The sequence below is a fragment of the Peptoniphilaceae bacterium AMB_02 genome (assembly GCA_036321625.1).
GTDB lineage: Bacteria > Bacillota > Clostridia > Tissierellales > Peptoniphilaceae > Microaceticoccus > Microaceticoccus formicicus.
Window position 1 is genome coordinate 2,252,215 of the sequence record CP143259.1, and the last position, 15,187, is coordinate 2,267,401.

Annotated in this window: 11 protein-coding genes and 1 pseudogene; 2 read left to right on the forward strand and 10 right to left on the reverse strand. The window is 34.0% G+C overall.

The window, feature by feature from the left end:
- Positions 1 to 90: 90 nt before the first annotated feature.
- The 7 genes and pseudogenes from VZL98_10670 to VZL98_10700 all read right to left on the reverse strand — a co-directional run bounded on the left by VZL98_10670 (position 91) and on the right by VZL98_10700 (position 7,973).
- Positions 91 to 798 (reverse strand): ABC transporter ATP-binding protein, encoded by a 708-nt coding sequence (locus tag VZL98_10670; GenBank protein ID WVH63146.1) that lies wholly within the window; start codon positions 796 to 798, stop codon positions 91 to 93.
- Positions 795 to 1,514, reverse strand: a complete 720-nt coding sequence (locus VZL98_10675) for an ABC transporter ATP-binding protein (GenBank protein ID WVH63147.1) — start codon at positions 1,512 to 1,514, stop codon at positions 795 to 797. Before VZL98_10675 ends, VZL98_10670 begins: the two co-directional genes overlap by 4 nt.
- 3 nt (positions 1,515 to 1,517) lie before the next feature.
- Positions 1,518 to 2,474 carry a branched-chain amino acid ABC transporter permease gene (locus VZL98_10680; protein WVH63148.1) on the reverse strand — a complete coding sequence of 319 codons (957 nt, stop codon included), beginning with the start codon at positions 2,472 to 2,474 and terminating at the stop codon, positions 1,518 to 1,520.
- A gap of 14 nt (positions 2,475 to 2,488) precedes the next feature.
- Positions 2,489 to 3,370 (reverse strand): branched-chain amino acid ABC transporter permease, encoded by an 882-nt coding sequence (locus VZL98_10685; protein WVH63149.1) that lies wholly within the window; start codon positions 3,368 to 3,370, stop codon positions 2,489 to 2,491.
- A gap of 79 nt (positions 3,371 to 3,449) precedes the next feature.
- A complete protein-coding gene (locus VZL98_10690) occupies positions 3,450 to 4,196 on the reverse strand; it encodes a cyclase family protein (protein ID WVH63150.1) in 747 nt (248 codons plus the stop codon).
- 25 nt (positions 4,197 to 4,221) lie between these two features.
- Complete coding sequence (locus VZL98_10695; GenBank protein ID WVH63151.1) at positions 4,222 to 6,039, reverse strand: adenine deaminase C-terminal domain-containing protein; 1,818 nt, start codon at positions 6,037 to 6,039, stop codon at positions 4,222 to 4,224.
- Between the two features lie 709 nt (positions 6,040 to 6,748).
- Positions 6,749 to 7,973 (reverse strand): annotated as a pseudogene (locus VZL98_10700) (IS256 family transposase).
- A gap of 374 nt (positions 7,974 to 8,347) precedes the next feature.
- Here VZL98_10700 and VZL98_10705 point away from each other — a divergent pair.
- Both VZL98_10705 and VZL98_10710 read left to right on the forward strand, forming a co-directional pair.
- Positions 8,348 to 9,643: an ISL3 family transposase gene (locus VZL98_10705; protein WVH63152.1), complete on the forward strand. Its 1,296-nt coding sequence runs from the start codon at positions 8,348 to 8,350 to the stop codon at positions 9,641 to 9,643.
- 102 nt (positions 9,644 to 9,745) lie between these two features.
- Positions 9,746 to 10,963, forward strand: coding sequence for an IS256 family transposase (locus tag VZL98_10710; GenBank protein WVH63153.1), 1,218 nt, complete (start codon positions 9,746 to 9,748; stop codon positions 10,961 to 10,963).
- Positions 10,964 to 11,319: 356 nt separating this feature from the next.
- On the opposite strand, the gene ltrA is transcribed toward VZL98_10710, so the two are convergent.
- From ltrA to VZL98_10725, 3 genes are all read right to left on the reverse strand, one after another.
- Positions 11,320 to 12,591, reverse strand: coding sequence for a group II intron reverse transcriptase/maturase (ltrA, locus tag VZL98_10715; protein ID WVH63154.1), 1,272 nt, complete (start codon positions 12,589 to 12,591; stop codon positions 11,320 to 11,322).
- 877 nt (positions 12,592 to 13,468) lie between these two features.
- On the reverse strand, positions 13,469 to 14,830 hold the full coding sequence (locus VZL98_10720; protein ID WVH64565.1) for an ABC transporter ATP-binding protein: 1,362 nt from the start codon (positions 14,828 to 14,830) through the stop codon (positions 13,469 to 13,471).
- Positions 14,806 to 15,177, reverse strand: coding sequence for a hypothetical protein (locus VZL98_10725; GenBank protein WVH63155.1), 372 nt, complete (start codon positions 15,175 to 15,177; stop codon positions 14,806 to 14,808). Before VZL98_10725 ends, VZL98_10720 begins: the two co-directional genes overlap by 25 nt.
- Positions 15,178 to 15,187: the final 10 nt, after the last annotated feature.

The window sequence follows — 15,187 nt, forward strand, 5'->3', positions numbered from 1 at the left end:
GACATACTCACCATTATGGAATATCATTCGTTGTCTTTACACATTTTGCCCCAATTAAATCACGAGTAAATTTAATATATTGTTAATTCGCTAAATTCCTAAGTAACTTCTTTTTACTTCTTCATCATTTATTAAATCTTTAGACAGCCCACTCATAACAATTTCACCTTGAGACATACAGTATGCTCTACTTGAAAAAGTAAGTGCAATTTCAACAATTTGTTCAATTACAAGTGTTGGTATCTTTAACTCTGAGGTTAATTCTTTAAGCATGTCATATAAATCGTAAACAACTTTGGGAGCCAAACCCATAGATATATCATCTAATAATAATAACTTTGGATTAGCCATAATTGCTTTGCCTACAGATAACATTTTTCTTTGTCCACCACTTAAACTATCCGCTCTATCTTTCCTTTTTTGAACTAATGGTGGAAAGAATTTATACACCAACTCTTTATTCTTTTCTAGTGAGCTAGGATCTAAACAGGCAATATTTAAGTTCTCCTCTATTGATAGACTTTTAAAAGTACCACCATCCTCTGGAACATGGACTATTCCCATTCTAACGATTTCATGTGGTTTCATCCCAACTGTACTCACATCATTGTATAATACGTCACCAGTTTTAGGTGTAATTAAACCTGAAATTGTTTTTACCAAAGTACTTTTACCTGCACCATTAGCCCCTATTATCGAAACAGACTCATTTTCTTCTAAATTAATAGTTATATTCTTTAAAACATCTATTTCTTTATCGTATCCGACAGTAATATTCTTAACTTCTAAGCAACTCATAGCGACCCCTTCCCTAAATAAGCATCAATAACTTTTTCATCTTGCCCGACTTCTTCAGGGGTTCCTTCAGCAATCAATGAGCCTGCGTGTAAAACTCCAACACGATCACATATTTGCTTTATAAACAACATAATGTGTTCTACTACCACAATTGTTATTCCTCTTTTAGAAAGTTCCCTGATTAAGTTCATTCGGTCTACTATTTCTTCTCCAGATAATCCACTTGCCATCTCATCAAAAAGAATTAGTTTTGGATTGGTGGCTAATGCTCTTGCTATTTCAACATTCTTCTTATCTGGTAATGTTAATTGACTAGTTAATACATCTCTTTTACTTTCGAGATTTGTCATCTTTAGAATTTCCTCAATGCTCATCTCTTCTTCCTTTGGTACTTTTCTAGCATGAGCTCTTGCTACTTTAATATTTTCATAAGGAGTCATACTTTTGAAAGGAAGAACAGTTTGAAAACATCTTCCTATTCCTTCTTTAGCAACTTGATAAGGTTTCAATCCCGTTATATCTTTATTATTAAAAATTATTCTTCCACTATCTGCTTTAAGAATTCCAGAAACAATATTAAATATGGTTGTTTTTCCTGCTCCATTTGTTCCAATCAAACCATATACTTCATTCTCTTTGATACTGATATTTATATCTGAGAATATCGTATTCCCACCAAAACTTATTTTTAAATTCTCAATGTCTAATATTCCCATGTTTCACCTCTCTGATACTGCTTTTTCACGTTTTGATTTAATCGCCTTTAAAATTGTAGGATAGATTCCTTCTCTAGCAAGCAACATTACCAAAACTAATACGATGCCTATTACCAAATGGTGTCCACCGGAAATAGGTACATATGCCCTAGAAAGTTCTTGAATAATTATTACTAAAGCACCACCAATAACTGGTCCCAAAACAGTTCCAGCTCCTCCAATATACGCTCCCAAGAGAATTGCTAAACTTGTGTCAACACTAAAACTTGTTATAGGATGAACAAAGCTACTATAAAGTGCATATAATGCCCCAGCCATACCACCATATGCAGCTCCGATAACAAGTGCTTTACGCTTTACTTTGAATATATTAATACCGACCATTGATGCAGCAATGTCCGCATCCCTTACTGCTTTAAAGCTAAGGCCTGTATCTTGATTAACCAACCATTCAGTGAAAACCACAATCCCTACTGTAATAATAACAATCATGGGATACAAAATATATTTGTTAACGGGAGGAACAAAGATTCCTCTAGTAGCAAATAATGCAGGTGTAGAAATAAATACTTTTTCTAACACTATTCCTAATCCATAAGTTCCGATTAAAAACGGAAAACCTTTTATCCGTAAAAGTGGGTACGATATTATATACGCAAATAATGCAGCAACTGCTGGCGCTAAAAGAACCGTAACCCAAATTGGGATACCTAGTTTATATCCTATAGGTAACCCTACAGTATAAGATCCTAATCCAAAAAATATAGCATGTCCAAAAGAAATCTCACCTATGTAACCACCTAACAAGTTCCATCCTTGACCAGCAATCAAGAATAAGCAAATGAACGTTATAAAGTTCATGATAAACCCTGCTTTAGTTAAGAACATAGTAGCTATAAAGATCCCTAATATGATAACTCCAATTAGCAAATCTTTTTTTAATTTTTTTATATTATCCATAATTTACCCCTTTTCTATTTTTTAGCCATTAATCCGGCAGGTTTAACAACTAAAAATATTAGAAGACCAATAAATAGTACTGCATCCTTGTATGCTGGTATCCAAAAATAGCTACTTAATGATTCAACTAATCCAACTAATAAACCAGCAACTACTATACCACTAATACTTCCCATTCCTCCAACAATAACTGCAACCCAACCTTTTAGAGTCAAATCCATGCCCAAAGATGGAGTTAATGCAAAACTCAGTGCATAAAATAACCCAGCGACTACAGAAATCACTGCTGATATTCCAAATGAAACATTACTAATTTTATTGTAATCTATACCAGTTAACATCGCAGTAGTTCTATCATCTGAACAAGCTCTAAGAGAAATTCCATACCTTGTTTTATCCAAAATATAGTTTAAAATTAATACAAGACAAATCAAGGCTACAAATGACATCAGATGGACAATTGATAACTTTAGTGATCCAAGATTTATTGCACTATTTCTATATGGGACACCTAGAGTCCTATATGTACCTGTCCATACCATAAATTCTAAAGCCATTATAATCATCGCTGTTCCTTGCGTCACCATTACTTGACCTTGATATCTACCTTTCCAGACATCCAAACTCATAAAAGGTCTTAATAACCCAAGCTGTATTATATATCCTAAAAAATAAAAAATTGGTAATAGTGCGATTGTGACTATAAATAAGTTAATACCCGCATTTGTATAAAAAAAATAAATCAGATATGCAGCTAATATCGCCAAGTCACCGTGCAAAACTGATGCTATATTTAATCTCCCGAATATCAATGCAAACGATAACCCTAGTAGCGCATAAATAGCACCAACACCAATTCCTCCAAATATACTCTGTATAGTACCAGTTAAACTCATAAAATCCTCCTTATTTGAATAAATAGTAGGTATGATATAGTATATTTATATACCTATATCATACCCCTATTATTACATTTTATTTCTCAATTAGCGCAACAGCTCTGATAGGAGATCCGCTACCTGCTCTAATTCTAAGAGGTAATCCCATGTATATGAATCTAGTTCCAGCTACTTTATCCAAGTTCATAAGATTTTCAGTATTTGTAATACCATACTCTCCACACACTAAGTGTCCTGAATAGTCTAAATCGTCTGGAGTAAGATCTATTGCAGGTGCGTCACAACCAATATTAACTACACCTTGCTCAGCAAGCCATTTAGCAGACTCATACGATACTCCTGAGTGTCTACTTTCAAGTCCACCATAATTTAATGGATCCACCATATCGTCATCTGAATGAAGCGTAGGGTGAGTTCTTTCATAATGTCCTGTGTACATTAAGAACACATCGCCTTTTTTAATCTCAAGATTTGCTTTCTCAAGTGCCTCTTCGATATCTTTAATTTCGATATAGTCAGGATATCTAATATGAGTAAAGTCTAAACAAATAGCATCACCATAAAATAATTTTAAATCCATTTTATCTATAGTTGGCCCAGATGGTAGAAACTCCCAAACCGCATCACTATGAGTTGGTCCATGCTCACTAATTAAGATATTTCTAGCTGAAAAACCAAGCGTTGGTGATCCTGTATTTTTCATGTTTTGTTCATGAGTTTGGTTAACCATGATAAATGTTTTCTGATGCATACCAAATACTGGCATTCCTTGATAAATTTCTTGTGTTAAATCTATTAATTCATATTTCTGATTCCAATTCATAATATACCTCTTTCTCTTGTTTAAATTAATTTATCTTCTCTATTGATGGTAATACACGATAATTTTCAACGTCTATAACACCTTTATCTGTAATCTTCCATTTTGGACTTGTTGCTAATGACAAGAATGCCAAGTGCATGAATGGTGCAGGTATATCGCATCCTAGTTCAGTTTTAACAGTCTCATGAAGTTCGATAGTTTTATCTACTAGTTCAGGACCTGTTAATTCATCTGTCATTAACCCACAAATTCTTAATGGCATTTCACCTATAATTTCACCATTTTTAGCAATCGCAACTCCACCTTGCATTTCAATTACTCTGTTAGCTGCTGCAGCCATATCTTCGTAATTTGTACCAATAACAATTAAGTTATGAGTATCATGTGAAACAGTTTCTGCAAATGCTCCCTCTTTAATGTTGAATCCTTTAATAAATGATTTACCAATATCAGGTTGACCATGTCTACCTATAACAGCAACTGGTAGTAAGTCATCTTCATTGGATTTCACAAAACCATCAACAACTGGTAATTTTACCCTATATTTTTCAGATAAATTTTGAAGAACTATCAAACCTACACAGTTTGCCATAACTTCTTTTTCTTCTGATGGTATCATTAAATCTTCAGCAGATACTTTATCTCTCAAGACTGTAGACTTAACTGCATCTGGATATTTATATGGTGTTAATTCAATTAGCAATTCTCCATCTTCAGCAATATGATCACCTTTTAGATATACGCTGGTAACGTTCATATCTTTTAGTTCGCCACTTATAACGTTTATATCAGCATATTTACCTGGAGCCAGTACACCAATATCATATAAATTTGACCAAGTAGCAGCATTTATAGTTACCATTTGAATAGCTTCTACAGGATCAACCCCATGTTCAATTGTTCTTCTGACTATATCATTCATATGTCCTTTTTTGATAATATCTTCTGCTAACATATCATCGGTTGCTAATAGTGCTCTTCTAGAATCAAGCCCATCTTCTGTAATCGCTCTAATACACTCTGGCATGTTGTTTTGAGTAGATCCCTCTCTCATAAGTACCCAAACTCCATATCTGAGCTTCTCAACACACTCTTCTTTAGAAGTTGTCTCATGACAAGAAATGTCTGTTCCACCACTTATAATATGAGCAGCTAGGTCTGCTCCAAAAATTTCTGCTGCATTTCCGTCAACGACTTTTCCGGTTGCTCTTGCATACGATGTAGCTGCAATAGTATCTTTAACCACTTCGTATTTATTATCGTACACAAACCTCATACAAGTAACGCCTTGTATCTCTCCTATACCAGTTACAGTTGGATACTCAAGCATTTCAGGAATATCCTTAGACGTTAGTTCTCTGCCTGCCGTTTCTAGTCCAGGACAATCTGGTGTAAGTGCTGGCACTCTCAAGTAAACATGATGTGGTAAAGTAGCACATTCCTCTGCCATAGCTTTAATTGCTGTTTTCCCAAGTACATTTCCTACTTCATGTGGGTCAGAAATTAAACAAGTAGTTCCTGTAGGTAATGAAAGTCTAGAAAATTCTGTAGCAGTTAACATCGCTGATTCAAAGTGCATATGAGAATCAATGAATCCTGGAGTTATATATTTACCACTAACATCAATAACTTCAGTTTTGTCCCCAATCAAATCACTACAATCTCCAACCATAAGAATGTACTCACCAGCAATTGCTACATCTGCAACATAAACCTCTCTGGTAATAACATTGACAACATTTCCACCTTTTAATACTTTGTCTGCAAATACAGTATCACTTAGAAGTGCGTCCACACAGTGTAATCTGTCTGCAACAGTTTTTAAAGTTTTTGAATCTAACAATTTAGTTCCTCCTTTAAATTAATATAATAAATAATATTTTGTACAATGTTCTTTGTATCTTCCAATACTAATCAGTGCAAGTTCAATGCCAAATATATTGATAAAAAATTTTTATAACTATGCATTCGATAAATTAGAGACTTGTATAAGAAAACATTTTCATTTACTTTTATTATTAATTCATTAAGAAATCATTGTGTAATTATTTTAAAATATATATTAATAATAAAGGAAATAATTTCTGGTTTTTAACTTCAAAAACAGATTCTATGCAGATATTTTACACACTTTTTACAAAACACTACTTTCCCGGAACTATTTTCCTGCCAGGAATATTTTTCCTGATTTTGTCAAACTTTGCTTTAAAAGTTGTATTTATCTAGTTTTGAACATGATATTAATTAGATACAAAAAACTTACATTAGAATAGTTTCTTTTGAGTCAAGTCCAAATTAGTGTGTAAATTGTTTTATCTTACCTTTTGATTAGCAGTTTCATTTTTTTGATTTGTTGTAGATTTGGAGCCTGAGGTATTACATCAGCCACCCGAAGGGCTTGGCCTTATGGCAAGTACTTAAAAAATGGTACACTAAAAAAACGAAGGATAATTACACCATTTTGTTGTGAGTTTATCGCCTTCGGTGGTTAACACTTACCGTTTTTTAAGTTCTTGGTGCAAGGCTGGCGGTGCATTAGCTTAAACTCAGACTTATGCAACTACCTTTGTAGGTTCAACTTGTTGAAGCTCGGCTTGATCTTGTTTGGATTCATGGTATTCATGCATATCCAACCATATTCTCCCGCTACTCCATTTCTCATCTAAATCAATTAATATTGCCCCAATTAAACGGTTCATGGATTCATCGTTTGGGAATATTCGTATTACTCGTTCTCTACGACGAATCTCTTGATTTAGACGTTCAATGATATTTGATGTCCTTAATCTTTTTCGATACTTTATTGGAATATTTAATACTTGGGTTATGTCGTCAAAACCAGCATCTAGTAATTCCATAGCCTTTGGTGCAGTATTTGAGTATTCATCAAGGATATCATTTAATACTGTTCTGGCAACTTCTGTAGTTGGCGCATCATAAAGCTCTCTTAATCGATTTTTTATCTCAGGCTGTAGTCTAGTAGGACATACATCAAGTATGTTTCTACTAAAATGTGTTTGACACCTCTGCCATGAGCTGCCTTGAAACTCTTTAAGGATTGCAGATTTTAAGCCTTTATGTGAATCACTAACAACTATATCAACATTTGATAATCCTCTATCCTTTAATGATGAAAAGAAGTTTCTCCATCCTAGTTCAGTCTCACTATCACCACACATAAAACCAAGAATTTCACGGATACCGTCAGAGCGAACTCTACTCAATCATTAGAGCTTTGCTTCTAACTTTTCCTGCATCTCTTGATTTTAAATACATAGCATCAACTACGATAAAAGGATATTGTGACTCTAATGGTCTGTTTCGAAACTCATCAACTAAAGGATCCAAGTTTGAACAGAGGTTTGATATTGTTGATTTTGAAAATGATGTTCCACATAATTCTTCGGTGATTTTTGTTACTTTTCTTGTGGAGACACCCTGGATTACCATCTCCATCATAGCCAGTACAAAAGCTTGTTCATTTCGTTGATATCGATTGAATAAATCAGGAGAAAACTCACCACCCCTAACTCTTGGTACTAGCAATTCTAACGTTCCTACACGAGTTTTAATTTGTCTAACTCTAGAACCGTTCCTGTAACATGTACGTTCTTCAGTACGTTCATAAGGCTTAGCTCCGATTGCCTCAGTAACTTGAGCCTCTAAAACTTGGTTTAAAATTGATTCTAAGAGTTTTGCAATAGCATTTTCTTTAGCTGAAGCTGAAAATAAACCTTTAATTATTTCTGAATCTAGTGTAAAATATAGCCAGACCATCTCTTTTACCTCCTGGTTAGTTTTGTGGTGAAACTATTATACCAAAAGGTTGGGGATGGTTCATATTTTTTTGTAAAACTAATTTACACCATTATATAGACTTTATCTTCTTTTGTTTTATAATTATTAGACTAACATATTGATGATTCTGAATTATTACAAAGAGAATATAAAATTTATGATTAAAAAGATGTCATATGATTAAGTAGTCACAAAGCACTAAGTTAGCAAGTAATATAGGCTCTATAATTTATAGTGTTGGTGAAGAAATATTGGTTTCTTTGCTGGCACTATTTTCTTTTTAAAAAATAAAGACATAGTGACCAATTTCCTTTATAATTTAATCACTACAACAAAAAAATAAGGAGGCCACTATGTCTACAAATAATTATATCTTAAATTTATTAGATTTAAAAGATGAAAATATTGAGATTTTTGAAAAGGTTGAGAAGATTAAAAAGAAGAATATCTCTTACAATTTGATTTTTGGCCGGCTTACCTATAATGCTTCTGTTTGTCCCGTTTGTGGTAACGTGCATAGCCCAAGCATTATTAAACACGGCACTAAGTCTTCTGATATTAAACTTCTTCCTTTTAATGGCGAACCTACTTTCTTGAGACTTAAAAAGCAGAGATTTTTATGTAAGGAGTGTAATTCTACTTTTATAGCTGAAACTGATATTGTTAAAAAGAATTGTTTTATTTCTAATAGAGTAAAAGCTCATATTACAACTAATTTGACCATGAAAGTAAGTGAAAAAGATATTGCTAATTTACATTATGTTTCTCATTCTACGGTGTCTAAATGTGTAGATCAAGCTTTTGAACAGTTTAAGCCTAATTATCAGTTTTTACCAGAACATTTATGTTTTGATGAGTTTAAATCCACAAAAACTGCTAAAGGATCTATGAGCTTTATTTTCTGTGATGCTATTACTCATGATATTATCGATATTGTTGAAAACAGGCAATTACACTATCTTAAGCGCTATTTTTCTAGGTTTAGTGAATGTGCTAGAGAATCGGTTAAAAGTATATGTATAGATATGTATCAGCCATACATTAGTCTAATTTCTGATCTTTTCCCTAATGCTAAGATAGTATTTGATAAGTTCCATATAGTTAACCACTTATCTAGAGCATTGAACAAAACAAGAATAGAAGTTATGAATGGTTTTTCTAAGTATTCTATGGAATACAAAAGGTTAAAAAGGTATTGGAAGCTGATACAAAAGCCTTATTTAAAGCTTAATTCTACAGGTTTTAGAAAGTGGATACATTTTGAAAGATGGAAAAGTGCTAGAGATGTGGTTATGGATAGTATTAGTGTCAACAAAACACTTCTAAATACTTATGATTGTTATCAGATTCTTTTAAAGGATGTAGAAAACGGAGATATTGCCTCCTTAAAGGCACATTTAGAATATTATTCAGATGAGGTATCAGATGCTATGAAAACTAGTATTAACACGCTTTTAAAGGACTTTGAGTACGTAAAAAATTGCTTAGAAGTCAATGTTACAAATGGATGTTTAGAAGGTATTAATAATTTTATTAAGTGTTTAAAAAGAGCTCTTTTCGGATACAGGTCGTACTATCATTTTAGGAATCGAATATTAATTTGCAAGAAAATGATCGTACCAAAAGACACTGTAAGCGTAATCGAGTAGAGGCTAACTAGTAGCCCCTCGAGACTGCGAAAAAAAGTCTGTAAATATTGAATAGCTTCCTATGATTAGTTAAAATAAAAATAACATAGGAGGCTTTTTAAAATGGCAAGAAGAAAAAAATTAAGTGAAGGAAAAAAAGAAATCATATCTTATCTAATCAATGAGTATGAAATTGAGTCGGCAAAGGACATACATGATGCTATTAAGGATTTACTAGGAGATACTATAGAAAGCATGTTAGAAGCCGAAATGGAGCACCATTTAGGATATGAAACAAACCAAAGAAGTGACAATGAAAACTCTAGAAATGGATACAAAACTAAAAGAATACGATCAAGTATGGGTGAATCTGAAATATCAGTACCTCAAGATAGAGACTCAAGCTTTGAACCTCAAATTGTAAAAAAGAGACAAAAAGACATATCTGAGATAGAAAATAAGGTAATAGGAATGTATGCAAGAGGTTTGAGTACTAGACAAATATCTGAACAAATCTATGATATCTATGGATTTGAAGTTAGTGATGGACTGGTTTCAGACATAACCGACAAAATTCTGCCGGAAATAGAAGACTGGCAAAAAAGACCACTGTCAGAGACTTATCCTGTAGTGTTCATTGATGCTATTCACTTTTCTGTTAAAGAAGAGGGTTTAATATCAAAGAAAGCAGCATATATAATACTCGGAATAAACGAAGATGGGCTTAAAGAAGTATTAGGAATATATGTAGGACAAAACGAAAGTAGTAAATACTGGTTAGGAGTCCTAAATAGCCTAAAAAACAGAGGAGTAAAAGATATCTACATTATCTGTTCAGATGGACTAATAGGTATAGAAGAGTCCATATCAGCGGCATATCCAAAAGCTGAGTGGCAAACCTGTATAGTTCACATGGTAAGAAACACATTAAAATACGTATCGTACAAAGATAGAAAACAATTTGCAAATGATTTAAAAACAATATATCACGCACCTGACGAAGAAGTAGCAAATAAGAATCGTTTGAAAGTAGCTGAAGCATGGGATAAAAAATATCCAGGATCAATGGATAGATGGGAAAGGGAGTGGAATTCAATAACGCCAATCTTTAAGTATTCTAAGGAAGTTAGAAAAATAATATATACTACGAATGCTATAGAGAGTTTAAATAGCTCATACAGACGGTTAAACCGTAATAGATCAGTATTCCCAAGTGCTACGTCACTGATGAAAGCACTATACTTAGCTACAAATATAATTGCAAAGAAATGGAATATTCCATTAAAAAGTTGGGGATCAATAGTAGGAGAATTAAGAATAATGCATGTTTTAGAGAACTAACACACTCCGCCACCATTGACAAAGAACCTAAAAAATGGTGCAAGGTAAATACCGAAGGCGAAGCAAAGACTGATAAGTATGTATTTTGCCTTCGTCGGCTTAGTGTACCATTTTTTAGAACCCTTATCAATGGTCCCCTTCGGTGGCTCCTCTTATTATTTACCTCAGGCTCTGCAAAGAAAAAATTGACAATATATCAAGCTTGATATATAAATAAATAATGAGGGCAGTAAAATCCACCCTCATAAACATTAACTAATTATAGGAAATAAATAATTTACAGAGATTATTTCGCACCGCCTAGCCCCTCTCACACCACCTAGCATGCCGTTCGGCACTAGGCGGTTCAATTAATTCTAACAATTTCTCATGTAGTAGTCATAAGGGTCTACTAATCCTCGTCGGATTAGTAGCTCTTTTGTTATTGCTCTAACTACACATGTTTTAGTACATACAAAGTAGTACCTATCACCTACATATGAGCTTAATCTCGCTAGATCTTTTCCTATTCCTAGCTTTTGTAGTCCCCATTGTCTTTTACTTGGTACTTTCCACATTTTCCAGATAATCATTCTAAGTCTGGTTCTTAATCTCTCACTAATCTCATTCATTGCTGATTTCATAGACCCTATTTTGAAGTAGTTTATCCATCCACGTATGACGTCATTTAGTTTTGATAGCCTGAGTGAAAAGTCTACAGACCTTCTTCTCTTTGTTAACGTTTTAATCGTGTCCTTAAATTTCCTTATGGAGTCTTGATGTGGTCTTGCTTTCCATCTTTGTGTTTTCTTGTCTTTCCAAAATCCAAATCCCAAATATTTTAGATTTATTGGTTTTGTTATTTTGCTCTTTGTGGCATTCACTTTTAGACTTAGTTTCTTTTCTATCCAGTTTGTTATGCTTCTCATAACTCTTTTGGCAGAATTCTCACTTTTGACTAGTATCACACAGTCATCTGCGTATCTAGTGAATCTTAATTCTCTTTTTTCTAGTTCTTTGTCTAGTTGATTTAACATAATGTTGCTTAGTAGTGGTGATAGGTTTCCTCCTTGAGGTGTTCCTTTCTTTGTTTCTTCGTATTGACCTTTGTTCATTACTCCTGCTTTTAGGTATTTCCTAATCAGTGATTCTGTATCAGGGTCTTTTATTATGTTGTGCAGATAACTCATCAGTTTATCTTGTGGCACTTCATCGAAAAATTTCTCTAAGTCTATATCAACTATCCATTCATATCCTTCATTTAGGTAGTATAGTATTTGTTCTATTGCCATTTGTGTACTTCTACCTGGTCTAAAACCGTAGCTATATTCTGAGAATTCTTTTTCACATATTGGGCTTATTACTTGGACTATTGCTTGTTGTATTATTCTGTCCATTACTGTTGGGTTACCTAGTTTCCTAACTCCACCATTTGGTTTTGGGATTTCTACTCTCAATACTGGTTGTGGTTTGTATGTTCTTTCTCTTATTGACTTTTCTATTTCTTTCCAGTTTTCTCTAATGTATGCCTCTATCTCCAATACGGTTATTCCATCTATTCCGCATGTTCCTTTGTTTGATACTACTTGTTTTAGGGCTGCATACATATTTTCCCTGTCTAGAATTTCGTCAATTAGCTTTCTTTCCATTGCTGCACTTTGCTCCTTTCCGCAGGATTAGTATATTTTATCTTTCAAGCCTTGAACCACGTATACGTTATGGTTTGTACTTTGTCAAATTTTCCTAATCCACATACATTTTACTTGGTGCGATTAATTGTTCAGTCCTTCCCGTTCACACGGTACTATGACCTCTGCTGACTTCTCATAGTTCGTTGTTACTACTTTTTCGTCTATGAGACCTCACGGGATAAGTCTCAGTACTTTCATCGTTTACTTGCAGGATTTACGCTTTGGGTTTACGGTTATCTTTCGGGACTTTGTTGCCTTTGGCCAACTTGCCCACCTTTTACGCCTCATATCCTGTTCCTGTCCGTCAAGCCACGATTTCGCTATTGCTTCTTCTCCCCCACATCTCACGATATGAAGCTTGCAAGTCGCTATCAGATTCGTCGATAACTACGCTCTTTAGGGAATTTCACCCCAGCATTGAGACATGCCCGTCATACCAAAAACATCAGGCAGCTAACGCTGCCTGACATTAATATTTTGTGATTAATTTATATACCAACACTATTTGACAAAGAACCTTTTTCTACAAATTGCTCTATTCTATTTAAATCTTAACTTAAGAATATCTTATAAATACTAAATATTAAAGAGGATATTAAAATTAACACAAGAAAATAACTTCTTGTTTTAATTGCATCACCTATTTCTATTAATTGACCAATTACCATAACAATAGACCCCACAACCAAAAATATTAATCCTGATAATAAAAATATTGTAAAGAGTATATTCGGAGAAGAAAGTTTAAAAATCAAAATTAATATCATCAGGATGGCACCTATTGTTCCGAGGTAGCTCCCAAATTTTGTGGTTTTATTCATCTATAGTACCAGTTCTACTCTCCCATAACATTGTAAAGCGAGTAAAAATACCCTTTCCTATGAATTAAATCATCGAAACTACCATGCTCTACGAGTCGGGCATGGTTCATGACCAGTATTTCGTCATACATCCTTAGAATTTTTCTATTTAATCTATGGGTTACTACTATTTTAGTAATATCATCAAGCTGGATTACAGCGCTTTCGACTTCCTCAGCAGTTTTATTGTCTAGAGCAGCTGTAGACTCATCCATAAGTAGGAATGGAGTTTTACGGATAAGACTCCTGGCAATTGCAACTCTTTGTTTTTCTCCACCAGATAGATTTTTCCCGTTTTCACCACAAGGATAATCCAATCCTTTGTTCTCTATAAGTTTTTCCAATCCCGAGTTTTTAACCGCATCCCAAAATATCACATCATCAACATCTTGGAACATGGTTATATTGTTTTTAATACTGCTGTTGAAAAGAAATACTTCTTGCTGTATAACCGATAAGTGCTCAAATAAACTATCCAATTGGATATTTCTTAGCTCAAGTGAATCTATCTTTATTGAACCGGTATATCCTCTGAAATATCCCAACATCAATTTTAGAACGGTTGATTTTCCACTTCCACTACCGCCTGCAATTGCATATCTTTTTCCCTTTTCGAAGAAAAAATTAAAGTCATGTACAGCTTCATCTTCCTCGGAATACTTAAATCCTACTTCCTTGAAGTGTATTCCCTCATTTATTCCAAGCAATTTGTCTTCATCACTACGGTCAATTCCATCGCCTTCAATCTCTCTGGCGATCTTTTCTACCAATTTAATGGCAGCTTTACGATTACTTATAAGAGGTGCCAGTTTTCTGACGGGATCGTATAAGTAGAATCCTAATTGGACAAATGCAATAACTGCTCCTATGGTCATCTCTCCATTTATCGCGTATAGGAATCCTCCTCCGATGATAATACCATTGACCAAAAAGGTGGATATATTGCTGTAAAGGCTGATTGTATCGGAAGTTACACGTCTTTTTCTCTTGACTGATTCCAGTTCTAAATTGTCATGCTGAAATAAATCCAGCGCTTCTTTTTCCGCTCTAAAGCTTTTTATTACGATAAATCCACTCACCAAATCATTGACTTGAGCTACGAATTCGCGATTGCTGTCAGAGGTTTGCGTCTCTTTTTCTATCAAGGCTTCGCCATATTTAATGGATAGTATTATACAAATAATCGATGTGATTATCGTCGGAAGTCCTAATTTCCAATTAAAATATATCATGGCTGCGGAAGCTATAAAAAAGCTTACTACGACATCAAAGAGTTGTATACTCCCTGCGAGATAATTTTGCTCTATGCTGTTTAAATCATTCGAGAAGGCAGAAATAAACCTCGCCCCGACTCATGCCTGAATTCAGATATGGACTTATCGAGTAATTTTCTAAATACATAGTCCTTAAATTGTGAAAGTGCCTTCATAAGATATCTGTTCTTGTATTTTCTAAGTAAGATACTGATGACAAAGAAAGCAGCAATCGCAACCATCGTTATGGTTACCGCTCTTTTCAGTATATTTTCGTCTGAATGTTCAATCGACTCAATAAAATACTTAAATACGACTGCCATCCCAACCCACATCAAGGTTGTGAGCACCACGCAAATCAAAGTTATTATCCGGTTTTTTTGATTATTTCTATAAAATTGATCAAAACATTCTTCTCTTTTCCTCTTCATACTTCACCCT